This is a genomic window from Lacrimispora amygdalina (assembly GCF_003432035.1).
GTDB lineage: Bacteria > Bacillota > Clostridia > Lachnospirales > Lachnospiraceae > Lacrimispora > Lacrimispora amygdalina.
This window is the reverse complement of the sequence record NZ_QOHO01000049.1, coordinates 68,512-93,412: the sequence shown is the minus strand read 5'-3', so window position 1 is coordinate 93,412 and position 24,901 is coordinate 68,512. Positions and strand designations below refer to the sequence as shown.

At 44.0% G+C, this 24,901-nt stretch carries 23 protein-coding genes; 2 read left to right on the top strand and 21 right to left on the bottom strand.

What is annotated here, in order from left to right; all coding sequences use genetic code 11:
• Positions 1–37 precede the first annotated feature (37 nt).
• The 18 genes from hflC to lgt form a co-directional block, all read right to left on the bottom strand.
• The gene (hflC, locus tag DS742_RS15665) at positions 38–907 is read right to left on the bottom strand and encodes a protease modulator HflC (protein WP_117417917.1); all 870 of its coding nucleotides are present in this window, start codon (positions 905–907) and stop codon (positions 38–40) included.
• Complete coding sequence (gene hflK / locus DS742_RS15660; RefSeq protein ID WP_117417916.1) at positions 904–1,881, bottom strand: FtsH protease activity modulator HflK; 978 nt, start codon at positions 1,879–1,881, stop codon at positions 904–906. The genes hflC and hflK overlap by 4 nt, the downstream gene beginning before the upstream one ends.
• Positions 1,882–2,114: 233 nt before the next feature.
• Positions 2,115–3,056, bottom strand: coding sequence for a hypothetical protein (locus tag DS742_RS15655; RefSeq protein WP_117417915.1), 942 nt, complete (start codon positions 3,054–3,056; stop codon positions 2,115–2,117).
• Positions 3,057–3,074: 18 nt separating this feature from the next.
• Complete coding sequence (locus DS742_RS15650) at positions 3,075–3,401, bottom strand: helix-turn-helix domain-containing protein (RefSeq protein ID WP_117417914.1); 327 nt, start codon at positions 3,399–3,401, stop codon at positions 3,075–3,077.
• Positions 3,402–3,459: 58 nt separating this feature from the next.
• Positions 3,460–4,791: a cell division protein FtsZ gene (gene ftsZ / locus DS742_RS15645; RefSeq protein ID WP_117417913.1), complete on the bottom strand. Its 1,332-nt coding sequence runs from the start codon at positions 4,789–4,791 to the stop codon at positions 3,460–3,462.
• A 118-nt stretch (positions 4,792–4,909) separates the two neighbouring features.
• Positions 4,910–5,638, bottom strand: a complete 729-nt coding sequence (locus DS742_RS15640; protein WP_117417912.1) for a cell division protein FtsQ/DivIB — start codon at positions 5,636–5,638, stop codon at positions 4,910–4,912.
• Complete coding sequence (murA, locus tag DS742_RS15635; protein WP_117417911.1) at positions 5,635–6,885, bottom strand: UDP-N-acetylglucosamine 1-carboxyvinyltransferase; 1,251 nt, start codon at positions 6,883–6,885, stop codon at positions 5,635–5,637. The genes DS742_RS15640 and murA overlap by 4 nt, the downstream gene beginning before the upstream one ends.
• 68 nt (positions 6,886–6,953) lie before the next feature.
• Positions 6,954–8,105 carry an FtsW/RodA/SpoVE family cell cycle protein gene (locus tag DS742_RS15630; protein WP_117417910.1) on the bottom strand — a complete coding sequence of 384 codons (1,152 nt, stop codon included), beginning with the start codon at positions 8,103–8,105 and terminating at the stop codon, positions 6,954–6,956.
• Between the two features lie 42 nt (positions 8,106–8,147).
• Positions 8,148–9,494, bottom strand: a complete 1,347-nt coding sequence (gene murD / locus DS742_RS15625) for a UDP-N-acetylmuramoyl-L-alanine--D-glutamate ligase (protein WP_117417909.1) — start codon at positions 9,492–9,494, stop codon at positions 8,148–8,150.
• Between the two features lie 12 nt (positions 9,495–9,506).
• The gene (gene mraY / locus DS742_RS15620) at positions 9,507–10,475 is read right to left on the bottom strand and encodes a phospho-N-acetylmuramoyl-pentapeptide-transferase (protein WP_117417908.1); all 969 of its coding nucleotides are present in this window, start codon (positions 10,473–10,475) and stop codon (positions 9,507–9,509) included.
• Positions 10,476–10,550: 75 nt separating this feature from the next.
• Positions 10,551–12,311 (bottom strand): peptidoglycan D,D-transpeptidase FtsI family protein, encoded by a 1,761-nt coding sequence (locus DS742_RS15615; RefSeq protein WP_117417907.1) that lies wholly within the window; start codon positions 12,309–12,311, stop codon positions 10,551–10,553.
• 73 nt (positions 12,312–12,384) lie between these two features.
• Positions 12,385–14,640 carry a peptidoglycan D,D-transpeptidase FtsI family protein gene (locus tag DS742_RS15610; protein ID WP_117417906.1) on the bottom strand — a complete coding sequence of 752 codons (2,256 nt, stop codon included), beginning with the start codon at positions 14,638–14,640 and terminating at the stop codon, positions 12,385–12,387.
• Entirely contained in the window at positions 14,618–15,097 is a 480-nt protein-coding gene (locus DS742_RS15605) for an FtsB/FtsL family cell division protein (RefSeq protein WP_117417905.1), read from the bottom strand. Before DS742_RS15605 ends, DS742_RS15610 begins: the two co-directional genes overlap by 23 nt.
• Positions 15,098–15,114: 17 nt before the next feature.
• Positions 15,115–16,053: a 16S rRNA (cytosine(1402)-N(4))-methyltransferase RsmH gene (gene rsmH / locus DS742_RS15600; protein WP_117417904.1), complete on the bottom strand. Its 939-nt coding sequence runs from the start codon at positions 16,051–16,053 to the stop codon at positions 15,115–15,117.
• Positions 16,050–16,475: a division/cell wall cluster transcriptional repressor MraZ gene (mraZ, locus tag DS742_RS15595; RefSeq protein ID WP_117417903.1), complete on the bottom strand. Its 426-nt coding sequence runs from the start codon at positions 16,473–16,475 to the stop codon at positions 16,050–16,052. The genes rsmH and mraZ overlap by 4 nt, the downstream gene beginning before the upstream one ends.
• A gap of 429 nt (positions 16,476–16,904) precedes the next feature.
• Entirely contained in the window at positions 16,905–17,171 is a 267-nt protein-coding gene (locus tag DS742_RS15590; protein WP_117417902.1) for a winged helix DNA-binding protein, read from the bottom strand.
• 272 nt (positions 17,172–17,443) lie between these two features.
• Positions 17,444–17,596, bottom strand: a complete 153-nt coding sequence (locus DS742_RS15585) for a Spo0E family sporulation regulatory protein-aspartic acid phosphatase (protein ID WP_170313481.1) — start codon at positions 17,594–17,596, stop codon at positions 17,444–17,446.
• Position 17,597: 1 nt separating this feature from the next.
• Positions 17,598–18,476, bottom strand: a complete 879-nt coding sequence (lgt, locus tag DS742_RS15580) for a prolipoprotein diacylglyceryl transferase (RefSeq protein ID WP_117417901.1) — start codon at positions 18,474–18,476, stop codon at positions 17,598–17,600.
• A gap of 206 nt (positions 18,477–18,682) precedes the next feature.
• On the opposite strand from lgt, the gene ychF reads away from it, so the two are divergent.
• Together ychF and DS742_RS15570 are read left to right on the top strand one after the other, a co-directional pair.
• Positions 18,683–19,780: a redox-regulated ATPase YchF gene (ychF, locus tag DS742_RS15575; RefSeq protein WP_117417900.1), complete on the top strand. Its 1,098-nt coding sequence runs from the start codon at positions 18,683–18,685 to the stop codon at positions 19,778–19,780.
• 175 nt (positions 19,781–19,955) lie between these two features.
• Complete coding sequence (locus tag DS742_RS15570) at positions 19,956–20,585, top strand: formate/nitrite transporter family protein (protein ID WP_117417899.1); 630 nt, start codon at positions 19,956–19,958, stop codon at positions 20,583–20,585.
• A gap of 79 nt (positions 20,586–20,664) precedes the next feature.
• Here DS742_RS15570 and DS742_RS15565 read toward each other — a convergent pair whose 3' ends face one another.
• The 3 genes from DS742_RS15565 to DS742_RS15555 all read right to left on the bottom strand — a co-directional run bounded on the left by DS742_RS15565 (position 20,665) and on the right by DS742_RS15555 (position 24,894).
• Complete coding sequence (locus tag DS742_RS15565) at positions 20,665–21,510, bottom strand: 2-oxoacid:ferredoxin oxidoreductase subunit beta (RefSeq protein ID WP_117417898.1); 846 nt, start codon at positions 21,508–21,510, stop codon at positions 20,665–20,667.
• A complete protein-coding gene (locus tag DS742_RS15560) occupies positions 21,511–23,178 on the bottom strand; it encodes a 2-oxoacid:acceptor oxidoreductase subunit alpha (RefSeq protein ID WP_117417897.1) in 1,668 nt (555 codons plus the stop codon).
• Positions 23,179–23,406: 228 nt separating this feature from the next.
• Complete coding sequence (locus DS742_RS15555) at positions 23,407–24,894, bottom strand: glutamate synthase subunit beta (protein WP_117417896.1); 1,488 nt, start codon at positions 24,892–24,894, stop codon at positions 23,407–23,409.
• Positions 24,895–24,901: the final 7 nt, after the last annotated feature.

Sequence of the window (24,901 nt, the reverse complement as noted above, 5' to 3'; positions counted from 1 at the left end):
AAAAAACTTTTTCCCGCAACATATAGTATTCCTAATTTTATTGTCCCGTAAATATCCTGGCCAGAGGAGAGCCTCCCGGAAGAATTAATGTATTGCCATTTCCGGCAAGAGACGTTTTCGCAGCCTCTAAAGACCGTACAAAGGAATAGAATTCCGATCTTTGAGGATCGTGATAAGCTTCTGCCATAATTCTCATATATTCCCCTTCTCCCTCTGATGTGATTGAAGCTGCCTTTGCCTGGGCATCAGAAATGCTGATGGCAATTTCACGGTCTGTTGTATTTTGTATCTTTTTTGCCTCTGCCTGGCCTTCCGCCGTAAATGTAGCTGCGATCTTATCACGCTCCGAGATCATTCTTTCATATACGGCCGTTTTGTTGTCTGCCGGAAGATCCAGACGCTTTGTTTCCACCGCCAGAAGACGAATTCCATACTGTCCCATATTATCGCCTACATTTTCCATGATAGCCTGTGAAAGTTCGCCGTCACGGCTGCTGATCACTTCATTCTGTGCCATACTGCTGATCACATTTTTTACCGAGTTATAAACCACGGTATCAATTCTGCTCTCTGCTCCCACAACGGAAGAATTCAGAGACTGGGCAAATTTCAGCGGATCTTCAATGCGCCAGAGCACGTAGCTGTCACTGAGCATTGTTTTTTTATCCATTGTAATTACATCGGACGCCGCCAGATCATAAATGAGTATCTGCTTTGGTATGGTATCTGCCGTCTGGATTATTGGTAACTTGAAAGAAATACCCGGTGAATCAATGACCCGTTCCACCCTTCCAAACTGCCGGATCAGCTTGTATTCATTTTCATTGGTGACTATCACCGAACCGGAAAGCACCGTTACGGCTGCTGCTGCAAGCAGTATCCCTATGGCTGTTTTTATCTTTTTCATTCCTTATTCTCCTTTTTCTCACTGGTTTCTCCTCCTGTAAAGCTGTCAAGAGGGAGGATGGTACTGGTCTGGTCCGTACCGTCAATAATCACCTTCATATTTGGAAGAACATCTTCCATCGTTTCATAAAACATTCGTTTTTTTGTCACTTCCGGATTTTTTATATATTCCTGATACATAGCATTGAATTTCGCCACCTCTGCACTGGCCTCGTTAATTCTTTTCGCCTTGGAAGATTCCGCATCCTGAAGAATTTTATCGGTCTGGGCAGTTGCCTCGGGAAGTTTTTCATTTCGGTACTTATTTGCATTATTAATCGCCGTTTCTTTCCCCTGCTTGGCTGTTTCCACCGCCTTAAACGCTTCCATTACCTCTTTTGTCGGAGGTTCTGAATCCTGTATGGTAACATTAATCACAGTAAGCCCCACATTGTGCTCCGCCAGTTTAGCCGTGATCATCTCCTTCACTTTGGACTGAATCTCGTTTTTTCCATTGGTCAGCACCGAATCCACGTCATAACTGCCGATGACAGTACGGATACTGCTTCTAGATACATTCTGAAGAATTGTCAGCGGGTCCTTAGAAGCATAAATGGCCTTCACCGGATCAGAAACTTTGTATTCCACAAAGAAATCCACGTTTACAAAATTATAATCCTTCGTGATCATCAGGGAATCCTCTTCCCTGCTTTCATTGTTACCTGGATCATAGCCCACAGCGAAACCCTGTATTGTGGTATTTACCTTATGCACATTTTGCACGAACGGGATCTTAAAATGAAGTCCCGGCTCCGCAACCGTTCTGGGAATACCTAAGGTTGTCACTACTGCCTGCTCCTGCTCCTGTACATTATAGACAGAGCCAAATGCTATAACAGGAACTGCCACCGCGAGCAAAACCGCCATTCCGGATTTCCGGATCAGCCTTCGGATTTTTTTCAACTGCTCCGTTCCTTTCGGGTTAACTGTTTCCATAATTCAATTCCTCTCTTTCTTTTTTGTGTGTTTTCGCAAAAAGAGTATAAAAAAAGACCTTTGCGGATACCATACGGTATCTGTAAAAGTCTTGACATTTCATAAGTATGCGGATAAATCTCTTTATCGTTCTGACGCACGCTTATCCAGCCTTGCGGCGGAAGCTACTCCCTTTTGCGATTGAAATAATTATATCAGATCGGTTATGTTCTGTCAATAGCGGGGTTTAGATGTTACGTTTCCTGATTTTTAACAGCTTCCGGATTGTTATAGGAAACATAAATCTGGATCCGGTCCTCGTAAAAATATAGATTGATATCAAAGATTCCTTCCAGGATATAGGCTCCTTCCTGCTGGTTCAGCCTTGACTGTGCCTGTTCCATAATTGAGGGGATACTGCTTTGCTCTGTCTGAATCCCGCAGGCCGCCTCTGTAAGCATCAGAAACTGTTCCAAGTACGCCAGCGAAGCTTCCTGGTTCCCCAGATAGGACACATACCGGTGCAGTTCTCCGGTTGCGGTATCATAGTTAATGTCCACATACTCATACTCTTCCTCATCGGAACTTTCCCCATCGGCTGTATTCGGTATTAAATAAACGCTTTCCACTGTCTCATAATAAGTGACCGGGCCGCTGTCCTCATTCATCTCATAGTTATCAGAATAGGTCTCATTAGAACTGATCTGATAGCCATAATCGCCTTTTTCCAGAAACTGGGCCATGGAATCCGCAATACCTCTTCCATCGGCTTCAAAATGATCGAACCCGCTGCATCGTTCCCCTGCTGCAATTACTTCTGTTTCATCCAGATCACGATACCCATAATCGTCGTATCCTGTTGCTGTCTCATAGTCATCCTCATCAAAAGCGACGGAATAAACAGCACAGCTGAAAATGACCCCCGCCATAATGACAATCGCAAAAGCCAAAATCAAAATAAACAGGAGTGTATTTGATTGTCTTTTACCAGTTACGGAAGGATTGGCCGCCGGCTGATTTACAGTCAGTCTGCCAGCCTGAGGCAGCCCTGCCGGCATAGCCTGCTGGTTTCTCTTTTCATTTAATAAATAATTCACTTCCCAGCTTACAGGCTTTTTCACCACCCGCCTGCACCTGGGGCAATAATTCACCTCGTTAACCGGAAGATCACAGACCGGACAAATCTTTTTCACCATCTTTTGTTTTCCCCTTCTTTAACCCAGTACCAGATGAGCCACTGCGATCTCATCATCCTCCCTGAAGCCCTGTGCACAAACCTGGATATCATAAACATATTTTTCATTCAGTCCTGTGGTTTCAGCTATTTTTTCAATGCTCATTCCATCTTTGGCCAGAGCCAGTACTGTATGAACATCTTCTATGGTCTTACTTAATAGTTCGTCAGACTGCGGGGGATTCATAAGCGTATTTTCTCCTAAATCCTGATCTGAGATAAAATCTTCCAGAGAAAGCTTCTTTTCATTCTCCTGTTCCGTATAATAATCGTCAGAAAGCTCCCAGTCTTTTTCATCCTTTAACATGATGTTTCTCCTTTCAAAAAGAGGCAGGTTCACGGGAACCTGCCTGATATGTATGTATTTATCTTTTATTTCTTAAAAAGTCAGGAATGTTAATCTGTACTTCTTTGTTAACAGTCGGACGATAAGGCTGGCCATTCCCCTGAGGTGCACTCTGCTGTGTATTCTGGGGAGTTCCCTGTCCGTAGTTTGGCTGCTTGTTATAATTGGGATTGTTGTAATTCGGACTGCCGTAATTACCTCCGTTATTCTGGTTATTGGGATAAGCCTGTCCGGAATAATTATTGGTATTGCCATAATTCTGGTTAAAGTTCTGGTTGTATCCGGGAGTTGCTGCTGCGGTCGCTGCTGCTTCCTGGCTGCCCGCCTGCTGTGCTGCTTTCGGCTGTTTATAGTTTGGGTTGGAGAAATTAGTCATAACCTTGGATACAGGTGTCTCATTCTGCATATCAAGTCCGGTTGCAATGACAGTAATGCTTGCTTCGTCCTGGGCATTCTCATCATACATGGCACCGAAAATAATATTCGCATCGTCACCTGCCATCTCCTGAACATAGCTTGCTGCTTCATTGGCCTCAATCAGGCTGATATCTCCGGAGATATTAATGATCACATGAGTTGCACCTTCTATTGTTGTCTCAAGAAGCGGGCTTGATACTGCCTGTTTTACTGCCTCTAAAGCCTTTTCATCGCCCTTTGCACGCCCGATACCAATATGCGCAATGCCTTTATCGGTCATAACGGTCTGGACATCAGCAAAATCCAGGTTAATCAGTCCTGGTACATTAATTAAATCTGTAATACCCTGAACTGCCTGCTGAAGTACTTCATCAGCCTTTTTTAAAGCATCAGGCATGGTGGTGCGCCTGTCCACGATTTCAAGAAGACGGTCATTAGGGATTACAATCAGCGTATCTACACTTTCCTTTAAACGCTCAATACCGGAAACTGCATTGGACATACGTGTTTTGGCTTCAAAACGGAAAGGCTTTGTTACAACACCAACCGTTAAGATTCCCATATCCTTTGCAATCTTAGCCACAACGGGAGCCGCACCGGTTCCTGTTCCGCCTCCCATACCGCATGTAACGAATACCATATCGGCACCCTTCATGACCTGAGCCAGCTCGTCCGCATTCTCTTCCGCTGCCTTTTCGCCAATTTCAGGTTTTGCACCAGCACCAAGTCCCTTGGTCAGCTTCTCGCCGATCTGCATGGCTGTGGGAGCCTTGCAAAACTGCAACGCCTGCTTGTCCGTATTGATTCCAAGAAATTCCACACCAGCTATATTCTCATCAATCATGCGGTTAACCGCATTGTTTCCGGCACCGCCTACACCGATTACCAGAATTCTTGCAGCGTTATCCGCCTCATTTATTTTAATCTCTAACAAGATTATATCCTCCTTTAACCATATACAGCTTACTGTATAAACCTATTTAATATAATATTTTATTTTGTAAAAAATATCAACCATTTTTTTTACAAAATTCCAAGCAAATTATGTAAATTCACTTATCCTTCACAAACCGATAAGAAGTGACTGTTTCCGCCTCGTCATAGGTATCCAGATACAAGGTGCCGGACAAACCGGCAAGGACCGGCAGCTGATCATTCAGTTCAGAAATCTTTCCATTCATCTGGTTATTGCTTCCAAGGTATACCCTGATGCCTCCCATCACAAGAGTTGCATTCCCCCCTGAATCATAGCGGATCTCATCTGCCGGGATTTTATGGGTGGATAAAAGCTGGGTGAGGGTTAAAATCTGGCCGAATACTTTGGGATCCTCCACGGGGAGGGGCTGGTGAAGTGCGATATGCCCATACTTAAGCCCCGTAATCCATGGAATTCCTGTCAGCTTTCCGCTGGAACTTTCCACAATGATCCCGTCTTTATCAAAATACATATAACTGCCCATATAGGAAACATAACCAACCACGGATTTTTCGTATACGATCACTTCTATGCTGACAGGGCTCTGGAATACGATCTTGTAATCTTCCACGAAAGGAATCTGTTCGTGTTCCCGAAAACGGTCCTTATAAATGCAGTATATCGCATTCCGGTCCCAGCCATCCTTAAATAATAAGTCTATGATCTGATCTGAAGTATATTTTTTGTTGCCGGTTACAGTAATGGTTCTGATCTGCAGCGACATAAAAACTGCCGTGCCGGCCAGAAGGAGTACTGCTATGATTGCAACTGTTATTTTTCTTCTGCTCTTTTTGAAGTTTTTCATTCCTTACCTCTGATTGCAGCTCCAATACTGCTTAAATCCCTGCAGATATCCTCATACCCCCGTTCAATATGGTGGCACTCAGAAATCTCCGTTACGCCTTCGCCTGCAAGCCCTGCCACCACAAGGGCGGCACCGCCTCTTAGATCTGGAGCCGCTACGTAATTGCCTTTTAAAGGATAGAGTCCGTGTACAATCGCCCGTTTTCCCTCTATGACGATGTCAGCTCCCAGTTTCTTAAGTTCATTTGCTGCACCGTACCTTCCTTCAAAAATCGTCTCCTTCACTCTTCCACAGCCGGATCCCGATGCCATCACTGCCATCACCTGTGATTGAAGATCGGTTGGAAATCCCGGATAAGGTTCCGTTACAACGTCTACACAGTCAGGACGTCCTCTCATGGAAACCTCCAGCTGGTTTTTATACAGCTTTAACTCGGCTCCCATTCTTTCCGCCAGGGAAAGAGCTGCAGTCAGATGATCCGGCCGGACCCCATCAAGCAGCACATTCCCTTCCGCTGCCATCACTGCTGTTAAATAAGTACCTGCCACAATCCGGTCCCCTGCCACGACAAATTCAGAATCATGCAAGCCTGTAACTCCGGTTACAGCAAGTCTGGAGGTTCCTGCTCCGTGTATGACCGCACCCATGTTGTTTAAGAATTCACAGAGAGAAGTGATCTCCGGTTCTTTTGCCGCTCCATGTATCACGGTGATTCCGTTCGCGTAAACAGCTGCCATCAGGGCATTTTCCGTAGCTCCCACACTTGGAAACGGAAAGTAAATATCAGCACCCGCCAGTGCCTTTGCAGATGCACACAGTTTCTCTTCTTTTTCCTCTATTACTGCACCAAGTGTGCGGAAAGCAGCCAGATGCATATCAATCGGTCTCTGTCCTATTGAGCAGCCTCCGGGAAAGCTGGTAACAGCAAATCCCAGCCGTCCTAAGAGCGGGCCTGATAATATAATAGAGGAACGCATGCTTTTTATATACTCTTCCGGAATCTCCGCACATTTGATATCAGAAGCATCAATGGTCAGCGTATGTCCGTCAAGACTGTAAATACACCCGATACGCTCAAGTATCCCCAGCATACAGAACACATCCTGTATCCTGGGGACATTATGAATCACTGTAGTACCTTTATGGAGAACCGCCGCTGCCATAATCGGCAGAACAGCATTTTTGGAACCCTGAATTTTTATCTCACCTTTTAAGGATCGTAACCCCTGGACCTGTATGACTGACAAACCGGTACCTCCCATGGTTTCTTATATACTATCCTATGTTATAAGTGAGAGAATGGTTTCATATCCAGCTATTTTTCCAGTTTAATCTGATTGGAAACACTGAGAACCATGCCCATTTCAGCCATAAGAAACAGGACCGAGGTTCCCCCGTAACTGATAAAGGGAAGAGTAATTCCGGTATTTGGTATGGTATTGGTTACAACGGCAATGTTTAAGATAACCTGTATGGCAATGTGTCCCATAACCCCTACCACCAAAAGTGCTCCGAACAGATCCGGTGCATTGTCTGCGATCAGCATAAAGCGGTATATCATGAACAGAAAAATAAGGATCACGGATACCGCACCAAAAAGCCCCAGTTCCTCACAGATAATGGAGAAAATCATATCATTCTGTGCCTCAGGCACAAACCCCATCTTCTGTATGCTCTCACCCAGACCTCTTCCTACCAGGCCGCCGGAACCTATGGCATAAAGTCCCTGCAGCACCTGATAACCTCCCGTAGAAGGATATGCCTCAGGGTTCAGCCAGACAAGTATTCTTCCCAGCTGGTAATCGTGAAGAATATTTAACTTTTCAAGAACCGTAGCTATGGGTCCGGCAAATGCCAAAAGCCCGACTCCTCCAAATCCGCAGGCAAAAAACGGCCATTTCTTTTTGCACGCCACAAACAGCATGACAAACGCAATTCCTACAATGATGATACCGGAACTTAAATTGTTTGCAGCAACAATTCCCGCAATGGGCAGAGTTGTCACGATAATAAGCCCCACACCGTTTTTTGTATTGATGTTTTTTCCCATCTGTACAATCATTACAGCCAGCATAACAATGAGAGCGATTTTTACAAATTCCGTAGGCTGAAACGTCAGGCTTCCTACTCCCAGCCATCGGCGTTTTCCATTAAATTTTTTACCAAAAAGGGAAACGGCGATCATCAAAACATAAGAAAGCACATAGGCAAACACTGCAAATTTCCCATACCAGTGGTAATCCAGTTTCGAAAGTACTATCATTATGACAAATCCGCCCAGAGCGATCTTCGCCTGCTTCATCATAAAAAATGATGCATTGCCAAACTTTAACTGGGCGGCGTAAGAGCTGGAACTGTATATCATAACCAGACCGAAAACAGACAGAAATATAACAGTGAACAGCAAACTGTAGTCATAAAAACGGCGCGGCCTGTTTTTCTTAACTACTGGCCTTTTTTCCGCCATACCATTCCTCCTCGCCATTCAGATTACAGTGCCCGCTCATAATTAAAGACTGCGGACACATTCTTTAAAAATCTCTCCCCGTTCTTCATAACACTTAAACATTCCCCAGCTTGCGCATGCCGGAGAGAGCAGCACATAATCTCCCATGTTTGCGTAAGAAGCACAGACTCTTACCGCTTCCTGCATATCTTCCGCATACATCACATTGGTAAACCCGTGCTTTGCTGCGCATTCCGCTATTTTCTCCCTGGTCTGGCCAAGAAGCACCATGTATTTCACTTTTCCGTCAAATGATTCAATCCATTCGTCGTATTCGGAATTCTTATCGTATCCTCCTGCGATCAGAATGGTCGGTCCCGGCATCGCTTTCACTGCCTGAATCGCCGCATCAGGATTGGTTCCCTTTGAATCGTTGTAATACTTCACTCCTGCTTTTTCAGCAACAAACTCAATTCTGTGCTCCACCGCCTGGAACTCACACACAGCCTTTTTAATCACTTCCATGGGTACATTCAGTTCCGATGCAATGGCAATGGCAGCCATTACATTCTCATGGTTATGGCGCCCCAGAAGATTTAATTCGTGAATGTTTACAATCTCTTCCCGCCTGCCGTCATGATTGCGGATAATAAAGTCTCCATCCATACAGTAGCCCTCTTTGAGAGGCTTTCTGCTGCTGAAATAGATGGCGCGGGGTTTCATATGCTCTCCGAATTCCCGAAGCACGGGATCGTCATAATTTAAAATACAGCAGTCATTTTCTGTCTGGTTTACGGTGATGCTTTCTTTCACTTCTATGTAACATTCCATGGTTTTATGACGGTTTAAATGATCCGGTGTAATATTTAAAATTGCACTGACATCAGGCCGGAAATCTGTGATGGTCTCCAGCTGAAAGCTGCTGACTTCCGCAACAGTCACGGAATCCTCCGTTGTTTTTAACGCCTCATCCGTGTAAGGAATTCCGATATTCCCCACTACATAAACATCATCGTAAAATGCTTTCATGATTTCGCCGGTAAGGGCTGTGGTGGTTGTCTTTCCGTTGGTTCCTGTAATGGCAGCCAGTTTTCCCTTTGCATGATGATATGCCAGCTGTATTTCACTCCAGATGGGTATATTCCCTTCCTTTAAGACAGATACAAAAGGTGCATCAAGTCCGATGCCAGGACTGATTACACAAAGTGTGATATCCTTTAAATCCTCTTTTTTCAATTCTCCGAGAATTAGGGAAATTTTATCCGCTTTTCCAAACCCGCTTAACAGCTCATCCTCTTTTAAAGCGTCATTGCTGTCATATAAAACAACTTCATCGCCAGTCTTTAAAATCATCCTGGAGGCGGCGATCCCACTTTTTCCACTTCCTGCAACTAAAATTTTCTGACTCATATGGTTTCTCTCCTATAATCCAAGATATGCGAGCAGGCAAAGAACTGCCGTAACAATTGCAAATACAGCCACCACCCTTGTTTCAGACCATCCGCAAAGTTCAAAATGATGGTGAATGGGAGCCATTTTAAAAAAACGCTTCCCGCCTGTTCTTTTAAAGTATGTTACCTGAATAATGACGGATAACACCTCAAGCAGATAGATAAATCCGATAATTGCAATAAAAACCGGCATCTGCATCATAAAAGCACTGGAGGCAACAAAGCCTCCCAGCCCCAGCGAACCGGTATCCCCCATAAACACCCGGGCAGGGTATACATTAAAGAGGAGAAATCCTAACAGGCTGCCCACTACCGCACCGGTAATGGGGCTGATGCCGGTTCTTTCTCCTATGGCTACTACCGTTAAGAATGTGGCAACCAGTATGGTAACACTGGTGCACAAACCGTCAAGACCGTCTGTAAAGTTCACTCCGTTGTCTGTTCCAATTACAATGAAAAATACCGCCGGTACAAATAAGATACCAAGATTCAAATAGATACCGTTTTTAAATCCTCCTGTAAACGGAACTAACATCGCAGTCCCCACATCTTTGGAATGAAGCAGATAAAAAGCAAAAATACCTGTTATGACCAGCTGGCCTGCCATCTTCTGTACAGGAGTCAGTCCTTCGGACCTTTTCATTACGATTTTAATATAATCATCAAGGAATCCAACGATACCAAATCCCACCGTCACAAACAGAACCGGTATAATCTTCGGATAATCTTTTACGTAAAACAGAGACGTAATAATAATACTGGTTAATATAATCAGTCCGCCCATGGTAGGGGTTCCCTGTTTTTTCAAATGGCTCTCCGGACCTTCCTTACGGACTTCCTGGCCAAATTTTAATTTGTGCAGAAACGGTATTACTATGGGACACAGCATTGCGCTGATGGCAAAAGCTATGATGATTGCCAAAATCGTTTCGTTAATCATGTCACACCTCAATCATTTATGTATTTGTATATCAAAAGTACACAGTTAGTAGTATACGTCTTTTTACCTGAATAATCAACCACTGATTCGAAACGAAGAAACAGTTTTTTCCTCTGCTGGCTCTATTCCCAGATAAGGAAAAATGTTCTTGAAAATATCAGCAATCACAGGTGCAGCAATGGTTCCGCCATAGTAAATGCCCTGTGGTTCGTCAATTGTTATAAGAGCAATTACTTTAGGATTATCCGCTGGTGCAAATCCTATAAATGAGGATATATACTTTTTTAAGCTTCTTGGAAGCTTCTCAGAGGTTGCTGTTTTTCCTCCGATCCGATATCCTTCAATCTTCGCTCTTTTTCCGCTTCCCTCAGAAACAACCTGTTCCAGGATATAACGCATGGTTTCACTGGTTTCCTTTGATACAATCCCCTCCTTTACCGGATAGGTAAATGTGTGTACGGATTTCCCGTCAGAGCTCACGGAACTTACTCCAAAATGCGGAGTGATGCGGTTGCCGCCGTTAACAAGAGAAGAAGCCGTAGTAATCAGCTGCATTGGGGTGATCTGAAATGACTGGCCGAATGATACGGTTGCCAGCTCCACCAGCCCCATATCCTCTTTTTTGTGCATGATTGTCGACGCCTCGCCGGGCAGATCGATTCCAGTCTTTCCTTTTAAACCAAACTGCTCAAAATATTTATAGTAATTATCCACTCCAAGGCGCTGTCCCACATCAATAAGGACCGGATTGCAGGAATTCATCATGCCCTGAAGGAAGGTTTCCGATCCGTGACCGCCCACTTTGTGGCACCTGATTTTTCTGTCTTCCACCACCCGAAAGCCCGGGCAGGAAAACTGATCGGTCAGTTTTACAACTCCTGCCTCTAACCCGGCTGCAGCAGTCACAATCTTAAAGGTGGAACCTGGCTCATAAGTATCGTTGATGCATGGATTTCTCCACATTTTATTTAACAGATCCTGTTTTTCTTTTTCATTTGCCGGAACCTCAGCTGCGGTATTTAGTGTAAACGGATCGTTTAAATTAAATTCAGGTGCGTTCACCATTGCCATTATTTCCCCGTTTTGCGGATTCATGATGATAATTGATACCCGTTTTGCACCTTTTTTCTCCATCACCTGATAGGCTGCCTGCTCGCAGTAGCGCTGGATATTCACATCAAGGCTGATATGAAGATCCTGTCCTGCAATTGGCTCTATCCGGTCTTCTGCCGCATTTTCAATCTCAATGCCAGCTGCATCCGACATGGTCAGTATCTTACCGTTGAGTCCTTTTAAGTACTGTTCATATTTTACCTCCAGGCCGATGATTCCCTGATTGTCTCCTCCTGTAAATCCAAGCACTGTGGAAGCAAGGGTATCGTAGGGATAATACCGTTTGTAATCTTCATCTACCTTGACTCCTGCCAGATGATAGGAGCGGATCTGGTCTCCCAAAGCCTTGTCTACATTTGTCTTAATAATTTCCCTGGAGCTGTACTTCTCCACTTTCTTGCGGACCTCTGCTTCATTAAGCCCCAATTCCTTAGAAAGAACCGCCGTAACTTCATCTGCCTGCTTCACCTGATTGTGGATGACCGATATGGTACAGACGGTGCGGTTTGTTGCAATGACAGTTCCTTTCGCGTCAATAATATTACCTCTTGCAGCTTTAATGGTCCTCTCTCTCTCATGAAGATCAGAAGCCATGGCACTGTAATGCTCCGAGCGAAAGACCATTAGAAAAATAAGCCGACCCATAAGTCCTGTCATGGCCAGAAACAACAGGAAAAACAGGAGGGCTATTTTCTCTCTGTGATGTGTTTTGTTCGAATTCATAAGCTGCTCCATCGTCATCATTGTTACAGTATATGAAATCCGTCTTTTTTTATGAGTCCCTTTGGGTTGAAATTCATTCTGAAGGCTGGGTGTCCTGGCCCTCCTGGGTATCTGCAGAAGTATCTGCGGCACCGCCTGGAAGAGCCGCCGGTAAATCCGTATCTCCGCCGCTTTCCCGTTTTACGTATTCTTCATCGGGATTTAAGTATTCCTCCGGTACTGTTTCTCCATTTTCCATGGTCGGCACTTCTTTTGAAGGCTGCCCGGAAGTTGGCTCCGCCTCAGTCTCTCCGCTTTCAGAAGATGCCTGTGTTTCATTTGTAATACCTTCCTGCTGTGGAAGTGTGGCAGCATCTTCAGAGGAGAGTGTTCCTCCCTCCTGTGTATCCGGGAATATATTTAAATAAGGAAGAATTTCAGTCATAATCTTCTGGAAAATCTGGCTGGCATAAGTACTGTGAGGCTGATCCTCAACATGAGGTTCATCAACTACCACATAAACCAGCACCTGGGGATTATCCGAAGGAGCGTATCCGCAGAAAGATACAACGTAGTTTGTTTTATCACGGGGAATTTTCTCTGCAGTTCCTGTTTTACCGGCAACCTTATATCCGGCAATTCTGGCAGCACCGCCTGTTCCCCCTTCTGCATTGACTGTCTTAAATAATGCCTCATTAATGAACTTGGTTGTGGATTCAGAAACGGTTTCCCTTACCAGTACAGGATCTACTTTTTTCATAACTGATCCCTGTTCATTTAAAATCTGTTTTACTACATGGGGTTCATAGTAAGAACCGCCGTTTATGACTGAGCAGTAAGCTGCAGCCATCTGAATCATGGTACAGTTAAAGTTCTGTCCGAAGGAGTTGGTTGCAAGGTCTGTGGGACCGGCTGTATCGGCAGTATACATAACGGATTTATTATCTGCTTCTCCCGGCAGATCAATCCCCGTCTTGGATCCAAATCCAAATATCTGCTGGTATTTATAGAATTTCTCTTTTCCCATCTGCTGGGCAATCCGCATCATAACCACGTTGCAGGACTTCATCAGACCTTCTTCCACAGTAATGAGTCCGTGTCCGTATCTGCTGACACAGTTGATTTTGTGTCCGCCTACTTCAAGAAACTTATTGCATTCATACGTCTCTTTTCCGGTTATGGCACCCTCTTCCAATGCTGCGGAGACTGTAAATATCTTTTCTGTAGACCCCGGCTCATAGCCGTCACTGATGCAGAAATTACGCCAGGTCTGGTTCCATGCCACCTGTGTGCCCAGAGATACGATTTCTTCATCCGAATAATGCTGGGAAACCGTCTCCGGGGTGAGCGGCTGCGCATCCTTATTCTTCCTTTTATAATCATCCATCGCTTCCTTTACACCCAGCTGTCTGAGAACATCTGCCGTAAACTCAGGACGTAAATCACGTGGTTTATTTAAGTCAAAACTCTTGTCATCGGACATGGCAAGAACTTCTCCGTTATTGGGATCCATCACAACCACGCCTACCCGTTTGCTTCCTGTCTGCTGTTCCCATTCTGCAATGTACTTTTCCACAATCTTCTGTACATTGACATCAACGGTGGATACAACGGTATTGCCGTTAGAAGCCGGTTTTATTACCCGTTCTAAATTGGAATCATCATTTAAATAACCGTATTCCCTGCCATTGACTCCCATCAGGGTTGTATTATAATACTGTTCAATGCCTCCGGTTCCAGCCATGCCGTCTCCATTGGCAAATCCTACCACCTTGCTCGCCAGAGAATTGTACGGGTATACTCTCTTGTATTCATCTTCAAACCAGATCCCTTTTATGGCTTTCTGGGCTTTTTTTAATTCTTCCGCTTTTTCAGTTTTATATTTTTCGTATTTATCCTTGTCATCATAGGTCAGCTGCTTTGCATAACGGACATACTGCTTGTCTTTTTTCTCCTGAATGAGATTCATAATTTCAGTCCGGTCATATCCAAAGCACTCGGTTAATGCATTCACTGTAGGTTCTAAGTATGAATCCGGATCCGTCATGATCTGCCTGGGATCAAGAATTAAATTGTACACCTTTTCACTGGTTGCCAGATAGGTGCCGTTTCGATCCAGCACATCCCCTCTCTTAAAGGGGATTACTCTGCTGTCATACTCCTGCTGGGACAGCACAATCTGGTTATAATCTTCTTTTTTCTTCGTCATCAGGTTATAAAGGACCATGACCAATGCAAACAAAGCCAGCGTAATTACCAAAACCGTAATCGCCAGCTTTTCCTGCATATAACGAGGAAATACTTTACTTCTTTTGCTCCTGTTTTTATTATTGTTTCGGAATGTCCTCATTCTGCCTTACATACTCACTTTCCGTTTTATCATAGTGAAGGATCTGATCTTTATTCGCATAGACCATACCCAGTTCCTCAGTGGCAACTTTATACACATGATCAAGATCAACGGAAGTGTTAATGTTCATTTCCAATGCATCGTTTTCTGTTTTCAGTTTTTCCAGCTGTACTTCCCGGGTTTCGATTTCATGAATGCTGGCAGTGATTGAGGACTGCAGATGCAAATAGTTCACACACAAGCAAAGGGTAATGACTGCAGCAATCGTCAGCATAATTACATAAGGCAAATCCATCTGTAATGCTTTCTCGCGGTTCCGTCTGACGTGATGAGGCACAGGACGGCGAATTTCATCCGGCGTAGAAACCGGTCTTCTGACCGGCATGGTTTTACGGACAGTATTCCCCTGCACATAGGCAGAGTTCCCATAGGAATGCACATTTCTTCTTGCAGCCACTCTTTTTTCCTCCCTTTTTAGATTCGTTCAAACACGCGAAGCTTTGAACTCTTTGAGCGTTTGTTTTCCGATATTTCTTCTTCTGACGGTAAAATCGGCTTCCTTGTTACAACCTTTCCCATGCTTTTTCTCCCGCAGACGCAGACTGGAAAGCCTGGCGGGCAGATACAGGGATCTTCATTGTCCTTAAACCTTGTCTTTACAATGCGGTCTTCCAAGGAGTGAAAGGTGATGATGGAAAGCCTTCCTCCCGGATTTAAGAGTCCGATCATGGTATCAAGAGAGTTTTTCAATACGTCCAGTTCGTGATTCAGTTCAATTCTGATTGCCTGAAAGGTCCTCTTTGACGGGTGACCTCCCACAGCCCTTATCTTTGCAGGAATTGCCCCTTTGATGATTTCTGACAGTTCTCCCGCGGTTTCGATGGGTTTGGTCTCCCTTGCCCTTACAATGTGCTTTGCAATGTTCTTTGCAAACTTGTCTTCTCCGTAATCCCGTATAATCCGGTATAAATCAAATTCGCTGTATTGATTGATAATATCGGCAGCGGTCTGCGGGTTTCTCTGGTCCATTCTCATATCTAATGGAGCATCCTCTTCCCGATAGGTAAACCCTCTCTCCGGCACATCCAGCTGATAGGAGGATACTCCCAGATCCAGATAAATACCATCCACCTTTTCGATTCCCAGTTCCGCTAAAACTCCGTGTATATTTTCGTAATTGCTCCTGACTACGGTCACCTTGTCTTTATATTCTTTCAGCCGCTCTGTTGCTGCAGCAATGGCATCCGAGTCCTGGTCAATTCCGATTAATCTTCCGTGTTCCCCCAGGCGTCTGCATACTTCCAAAGCATGTCCGCCGCCTCCTAAGGTTCCATCAACATAAATCCCATCCGGTTTAACATTCAGGCTGTCAATGGTTTCATAAAGCAGCACTGATTTGTGTTCAAACATCATATACCTAGTCCTTCCATAGCTTCTGCGATTTCTTCCATATCATCATAGGTATTGGCTGCTGTCCATGCATCCTTGCTCCAGATCTCAATCCTGCTTCCAACTCCTACTAAAACTGCGTCCTTATCGATTCCGGCGTGTTCTCTTAATACTGCCGGAAGCAGAATTCTTCCCTGCTTGTCCACTTCACAGGAACTTGCTCCTGCCAGAAAAAATCTGGAAAACTTTCTGGCATTGGTGTTAGTTAACGGCAGGCTTTTTAACTTTTCTTCCAGGGCGCTCCACTCATGATTGTCATACACAAATAAACAGCCGTCCAAGCCCTTCGTCACAACGAATTCTTCTCCTAGCTGCTCTCTGAATTTGGATGGGACAATGAGTCGTCCCTTCGCATCGACCGTATGATTGTATTCGCCCATGAACATACTAATCACCTGCTTGTACTTCGGATTGGGAAAATGAAACCACTTTTCCCCCATTTCCTACCACTTCGTACCACTTTCCACCACTTGTACTCTAATTCTAGTACATTTGATTCAAAAACGCAAGGATAATTTCGAATAATTTTCAATTTAATTTGGCTTATTTACTGGGGTTAGCGGACTTTTTCCAATATTTTCCATTACGGGACAAAAAAGGCAATTGCCAAAACCTCTCCAAATATACAGGATTGTGGCAATCACCTATTCTAATTACAAATTTATTTTATGATAATTTTTTAAGCATTTTAATGTAACTTTTTTTTATAATTCCATCCTGGAATGCCATCGCCTGATGGTAACAGTATGATCTATAAAATGAAAAATATTATACTTCATCGGGATTAAATGTTATACGTTCTTTCAGCAGAGTATTCATGATTTTTTTCCTGGATGAAATCCATTCTTTTCAAGACTGTTAAGTAAGCTTGTTACTGATGGTCCGGAAATCTGCATGGCTCCACTCAAATATCTGCGGCTAATTTCCTTCCCTGATCTTTGTGCTCCATCAATGTGCCCCAAAAGGCGTGCTTGCGGCTCGGTAATATCATATGCCGCCAGCTTCTGGTCGTTTTTATAACGTAACACATGAGCTATATTTTTAATGTAAAAGTCATGGGGAATCATATCATAACGCTTCATTGCATTCACTCCTTTCATAATAGGTCAACCTCTACCTTTATATTGTATAGGTAGATTTCTACCTTATCAGTACTAAATACATGTATACATTGCAGCCTCAAAGATAATTATACTGCGAAACGATGGCTTTTTGTATTTACTTATTGCTCTCCCTTTGTTTTAAAGGATGCAGAATGACGAGGCTGTAAGCCAAAAAAGAACAGGATATGTATCTCTACACATTCTGTTCTCCAAAAACACTCGATTTAAACCATATGTTTTTATTTATCCTGTTAATAACCTGCTTCAATATATTGTTCAATTAATTTATCCAACTCCACGCTTCTAAGATAAATCACTTCTCCATCCTCGTGATCAATACTTGTATTTAATCTTTCCCTTGCAACTTCGATATTCTGTATTAACTCTTCTTTTGACATTATCATATCATGATTCTCCTTTGCTCTTTATTCGTATCTGTCTGTGTTTGCAGAAGAGCACAAGAGTAGATATCACTACCAAAATCAATGACAGCGCCTGAGACACCGGTATGCCAGTACTAAAAAAGATCAGCTGATCTGTACGGAGTCCTTCGATCCATACTCGTCCCAATCCATAGCCCAGCAGGTAGATCAGAAGCATCTCCCCATCGAATTTTTTACGTTTCCGATACCATAACATAAATATCAGAACACATAAGTTCCATACTGATTCATAAAGGAAAGTGGGGTGAACCTGAATAAACTCCACACCATCTTTCACAATCAAATGGTTTAACAGCTCCTTAGATATCATATTCTCATTAACAAGCGCCCTTCTGATTCTCATAGCAAACAGGCCGTCTGTATATCCGCCGAACGCTTCGCAATTAAAGAAGTTTCCCCATCTTCCTATAATTTGCCCGGTAATCAGTCCTAAGCAACCAGTGTCCGCCAAAGAAAAGAAGGAAAGTTTCTTCACTCTGGTGTAAACCGTGAGGGTGATGACAGCTCCTATGACGCCACCGTAGATTGCCAGCCCTCCTGCCCTGAGATTAAATATCTGAATCAGATTGTCTTTATAATTAGCCCAGTCAAAAATCACATAATAAATCCGGGCTCCCATAATAGATATAATGATTGCATACAGTGCAAAATCCAGATATATATCCGGGTCCTGCCCTCTGCGCTTTGCATCGCCTGCAGCAACCCAAAGACCAGTCAAGATTCCAATCCCAATGATAATACCGTAAAATGCAATGCGGAATCCAAATATCGAGATACTGTTTTGCAGATGGTCAATGGTGATTCCCAAATGCACAAAACTAATATCTGCCGTATTTGCCATTCGTCTTCTCCTTTCGATGTTTTCTTTATTTTACCCCGGTAAAACACAAAAATCAAACATATTCGCCCGACATATTCAACTATATTTCGACAAGAGCTTTGTTCTTTTTGTTTTTCTCTTTTAATTTTGTGGATAATATGATATTCTATATTAGTTGCAGATAAAAATCAACCATCAATATAAACAATATTAGGAAGGTATTTGATATGAAATTAGGTATTGTCGGCTTGCCGAACGTAGGGAAAAGTACTCTGTTTAATTCACTCACAAAGGCTGGAGCAGAGTCTGCCAACTATCCTTTCTGTACAATTGATCCAAACGTAGGAGTTGTTCCTGTTCCGGATGTACGTTTAGGACAGCTGGCCGCTTTGTATGATTCCGCTAAAATTACACCTGCAGTCATTGAATTCGTTGACATCGCAGGTCTTGTAAAAGGTGCTTCCAAAGGAGAAGGTCTGGGAAACCAGTTTCTTTCCAACATCCGCGAAGTCGATGCCATTGTCCATGTAGTGCGCTGCTTTGAGGACCCCAATGTCATCCACGTGGACGGAAGCGTAGATCCCCTCCGGGACATCGAAACCATTGATTTAGAGCTTATTTTTTCCGATCTGGATATCCTGGACCGCAGAATTGCCAAAACAGCCAAAGGCGCCATGAATGATAAATCTCTTGCAAAGGAATTAGCCGTATTAAAGAAAATCAAAGCACACTTAGAGGACGGTAATCTTGCCAGAAGCATGGAAACAGATGACGAGGATGAGGCAGAGTTTATATCCACCCTTAATCTTCTTACTTATAAGCCGGTTATTTTTGCTGCTAATGTCTGTGAGGACGACCTTGCCGATGATGGAGCTTCCAATGCTTATGTAGAAAAGGTCCGTTCGTTTGCAAAGGATAACAACAGTGAGGTTTTTGTTATCTGCGCTCAGATTGAACAGGAAATTGCAGAGCTGGAAGAAGACGAAAAAAAGATGTTCCTGGAAGATTTAGGACTTACGGAATCCGGTCTGGAAAAGCTGATTGCTGCCAGCTACCACTTGCTGGGTCTTATCAGTTACTTAACTGCCGGTCCGACTGAAACCAGAGCATGGACCATAAAAGAAGGCACAAAGGCACCTGGAGCTGCTGGGAAAATCCACTCAGATTTTGAACGGGGCTTTATCCGTGCAGAGGTTGTCAATTACCAGGATCTGCTGGACTGCAAAACTTACAACGCTGCCAAGGAAAAAGGATTGGTACGGTTAGAAGGAAAAGAATATGTGGTAAAAGACGGAGATGTAATTTTATTCCGTTTCAACGTATAAAAATGCTGCATCCGCCGGTCATTGCCGGCGGTATTTTTATGCAGATTCTGATAAATTTTGTCAAAAAGTCAATTGCACTTGTAAACTCCTTTTCTTATGTTATAATATGACATGGCTCTGAAAAGACAGATATACAGTAAAAACATAACAGAATAAAAAGGGAGTTGCCGCACAGATGAAAACATTTATAAAAGCAGTTATTGCAGGGATCGCAATCAGCATGGGAGGCGTTATCTATTTAACCCTGGAGAACCACATAGCAGGTTCTTTCTTATTTACCATCGGGTTATTTACCATATATACGTTTGGTTTCTACCTCTTTACCGGGAAGGTATGCTACATTATAGAGGAAAAGCCGTCTTATCTTCTAACTGTTCTTTTGGTGTACATAGGTAATTTTGCAGGAACCACAGGGACAGGGGCAATATTCAGGCACACAAAGCTCGCCAGATTAACTGCCCACGCCTCTGAAATTGTCAGTCTGAAGCTTTCGGACACACTGTTCAGCACCTTTGTCATGGCCATGATGTGCGGCGTAATGATGTGCATTGCAGTGGTAGGCTTTCAGACCATTCGGGACGGAATCGGTAAATACTTTGCTCTGGTTCTTCCTGTAATGGTATTTATTCTATCCGGATACGAGCACAGCATCGCGGATATGTTTTATTTCACCATGGCAGGTGCCTGGAGTGCAAAGGCCTTCTTATATATCCTGGTGATTTCTGCCGGGAACTTAACAGGAGGCTGTCTCATTCCCATGGCAAAGAAGTATTTAAAAGAAGAGGCATTGCCTGTCCATTCCTGACAGCATCATCTTCCTTTTCGCATAAATCAGGGCAGAAATCCTTTCGTATGGATTCCTGCCCTGATTTTACAGTTTCACATTATATAAAGCTGTCAATTAGTTCCCTAAGCACGCTATCCTCTGTTTTTTGTTCTATCAGCGGCCTCCCATCTTTTAAAATCCTGTTTTTTCGGTGAAACTCTGTTTTTTCTTCCCGGTACAGGATTCCAGTGGGGATTTTTTCGCTCACTTCCATTGACATTTTAATGGCTTCCATTCGGTCCGTCGGATCATAATCCTCCCCAAGAGGCGCCACCATATTTTTATAGTAAGCAAAGGTATTGATTTTGTTGAAGGTGATGCAGGGCTGAAGAATATCCACAAATGCATATCCCGGATACCTAATCGCCTCCTTCATGATGTTTACCAGCTGTTTTGAATCACCGCTGAAGCCTCTGGCAACAAATCCCGCTCCCGAAGCAATCGCAAGAAGCACCGGATTTAAAGGCGTATTTAAGTTGCCGTCGGTCTGAACTCCCGTAACAAATCCTTCCCCGCTGGTAGGTGATGCCTGCCCTTTTGTCAGGCCATATATCTGATTATCATGAACAAAATGTGCAATATTGACATTTCTTCTTATATTATGAATAAAGTGATTACCGCCCTCACCGTAAGAATCCCCGTCTCCGGAATTGACTATAACAGTCAGCTTTTCATTGGCTATTTTGGCGGCTGCTGCAGCCGGAAGTGCCCTTCCATGTAGTCCGCAGAAGCTGTTGACATTTAAATACTGAGGCGTTTTTGCCGCCTGACCGATTCCTCCTGCCATCAATACTTGATTTGGCTCTATGCCAAGCTCCTCCAATGCTGTTTTTAAGCTGTTTAATATGGAAAAATTTCCGCACCCCGGACACCATGCTGTTTCATAAGTTGTGAATTTATCCATCTATCTGGTACCTCCTTCCAGCACCTTTTTTGCAATTTCTTCACCGGATATCTGTCTGCCGTCGTATTTCAAAATACTTCTCTGGCATTCTATACCTGTCTGCTCCCTTATGAGGGAGGCCAGCTGGCCTGTGGCATTCTGTTCCACGTTGATGATCGTCCTGCCCTTTGCATAGAGTTTCAGCTTTTCCTGTGGAAGGGGATATATGTCTCCGAACACCAGCGCTCCATAGCTTCCATCCCCATTTTTATTCAGCAGGGATACCGCTTCCCTGATGGGACCCCAGGCAGAGCCCCAGCCAAGGAGAAGGGTGCCGCACTGTTCTTCTCCCATAAACTCCGGCTCCGACAGTTCTTTCATAAGGCCCTTTAATTTTCTCATCCTCTTGTCCACCATTTGGTTCCTGACTTCAGCGGATTCCGTGATCCATCCTCTTTCATCATGCTCATCACTGTCAGCGGCCACCAGATGGCTGGTCAGTCCAGGAATAAGTCTGGGAGAGATGCCGTCTTCCGTTATCTTGTAACGAAGATACTCTCCTTTTGCTTCTTCTGCATGGCTGATCAGTTTAAGCCCGGATATATCAAAGGGTTTTACACAGGCCGTTCCATCCCCAAGATACTGATCGCTGAGCAGTATGACCGGAATCTGGTATTTTTCCGCCAGGTTTAACGCCCTAAACGTCTGATAAAAAGCATCCTCCTGATTTCTTAAGGCTATGACCAGCCTGGGAAATTCCCCTTGTGATGCAGAAATTACGAATTTTAAATCGCTTTGTTCTGTACGTGTAGGCAGACCGGTCGCCGGACCTGGTCTTTGCACATCTACGGCTACCAGCGGAATCTCCGCTATGCCGGAAAATCCCAGCGCTTCCACCTTGAGGCAGAAACCGCCTCCGCTGGTCCCTGTCATGGCCCTTGCACCAGCAAAAGAAGCACCTAATGCCATATTAACCGCTGCTATCTCATCTTCCGCCTGTTCCACAACAATTCCTGCCTTATGTCCCACAGAAGCCAGATATTCCAACACAGCCGTGGAAGGTGACATGGGATAGGCAGAATAAAACTTAAGTCCTCCGGCCACCGCGCCAAGTCCCAGAGCCTCGCTGCCTGAAATAAGCATGTAATCCTTATAGCCGCCATTCATATGCTGAAACTTTGCCTGGGCGGCGGAGTACCCTGCCAAAGCCGCCTTTACATTAACCTCAAGGATCTCTTTCTTCATGACTTTGGCCATGACTTCCTCCACGTATGTAAAAGGCTCTCCAAAAAGCTTCAATACTGCACCTGCTGCCACGCTTGCAGATGCCTTTCCATTTCCCAGTTCTTTTGCAATTTTATTCATGGGAAGTTTCATGACTCTGGAATCTTCGTCGGAATAAGGAAAGCTGCTGTCACATAGTATAAAACCATTGTCCGTCAGTTCATGCTTATGTAAATCAATGGTTTCCTCATTTAAGGCAATGATTCCATCGAGACGATAGCTGTGGGAGGTTATTGCCTCCGTCCCAAAACGCAGAAGAGAAAAATTATGCCCGCCTCGCACGCGGGACATGAAATCTCTGGTGGTATAAATATAATATCCGGAATGTTTCAGCAGTTTTTCCAGAATTGTAACCGTGGTATCGATGCCTTGTCCGGCAGCGCCACCAATCAGAATATTGTACATAGGTTTACCTCCTTTAAATTTTGACTAATTATAACTCATTCTTCCATTATTTTCAATATTCTTTGTATTTTTCTCATAATTTTTACATATAAATTATTTTCATCAATTATTCCAATAATTTGTTTTAAATTTAACAATTAACAGATCAGATATGAATTATGGTCTGTTGACGGAACCCAGGTATTGTGCAAAAAAGAAAGAGAGACATAACTGCCTCTCTTCCTTTTATTATACCAGATTTGTATAGCCCATAAGGCTGATATCCACTTCTTTTGCGACTTCACGGCCTTCTCTGATGGCCCATACCACAAGGGACTGGCCTCTGTGCATATCTCCTGCCACAAAAACCTTATCCACATTGGTTTTATATCTGCCCTCTTCTGTTTCAACGTTGCTTCTTCCATTTAACTTCACGCCAAATGCATCCGCAACATAATTCTGGGCTCCCAGGAAACCAGCAGCAATGAGAACCAAATCAGCAGGAACTTCCTTCTCGCTGCCTGCCACCGGCTCCATGCTTACCCGTCCGGTTTTCTCATCCTTTTTAGGCTCAAGGCTCATTAAAACAGCTTTCACCAGCTTGCCGGATTTATCTTTTATAAATTCCTTCACAGTTGTCTGATATACCCTTGGATCTTTTCCGAAAACAGCAATTGCTTCTTCCTGACCATAATCAGTTTTCAGCACTTTGGGCCATTCCGGCCAGGAGTTATCCTCAGTCCTTGTTTCAGGAAGCTTCGGCATCATTTCAAGCTGGGTAACAGAGGCACAGCCATGGCGCAGTGACGTTCCAACACAGTCATTACCGGTATCTCCGCCGCCAATCACAATCACATGTTTCCCCTTTGCTGATATATACTCATTATCCTGCAGATCGGAATTTAGCAGGCTTTTTGTTGTGGATTTTAAGAAATCCACAGCAAAGTATATTCCCTGTGCATCTCTACCCGGAACATTTAAATCTCTGGGATTTGATGCACCGCATGCAAGGATAATGCGGTCATATTCTTTTAACAGATCTTTCGCTTTATGATTCTTACCCACATCGGCGCCGGTAATAAATTCAATTCCCTCTGCCTTCATAATCTCAACCTTACGGTCGATCACATGCTTTTCCAGTTTCATGTTGGGAATTCCATACATCAGAAGTCCGCCTGCACGGTCTTCTCTTTCCAGGACGGTTACGCTGTGTCCCCTTTTATTTAACTGGTCAGCAGCTGCCAGACCGGCAGGACCGGATCCGATTACCGCAACTTTTTTACCTGTACGGATTTTAGGAGGCCTTGGACCGGCAATTCCGGAAGCGTAAGCACGTTCAATGATGGCATATTCATTTTCCTTAATGGCTACCGGATCACCGTTTAACCCGCAGGTACACGCTGCTTCACAGGGAGCAGGACATACCCGTGCAGTAAATTCCGGAAAGCTGTTGGTCTTTTTTAAACGGTTATATGCCTGCTGCCATGTACCGGAATAGACAAGGTCATTCCATTCCGGTATTAAATTGTTTAAGGGGCAGCCGGAAACCATTCCATTTAAAATAACTCCTGACTGGCAAAACGGCACACCGCAGTCCATACACCTGGCACCCTGGCATTTTTGTTCCTTTTCAGAAAGGGGCAGATGGAACTCGTTATAATTTTTCAAACGGGTCCTGGGATCTACCGTTCTTCCTGTTTCTCTGTTATATTCTAAAAATCCTGTTGGCTTACCCATGTTCGCT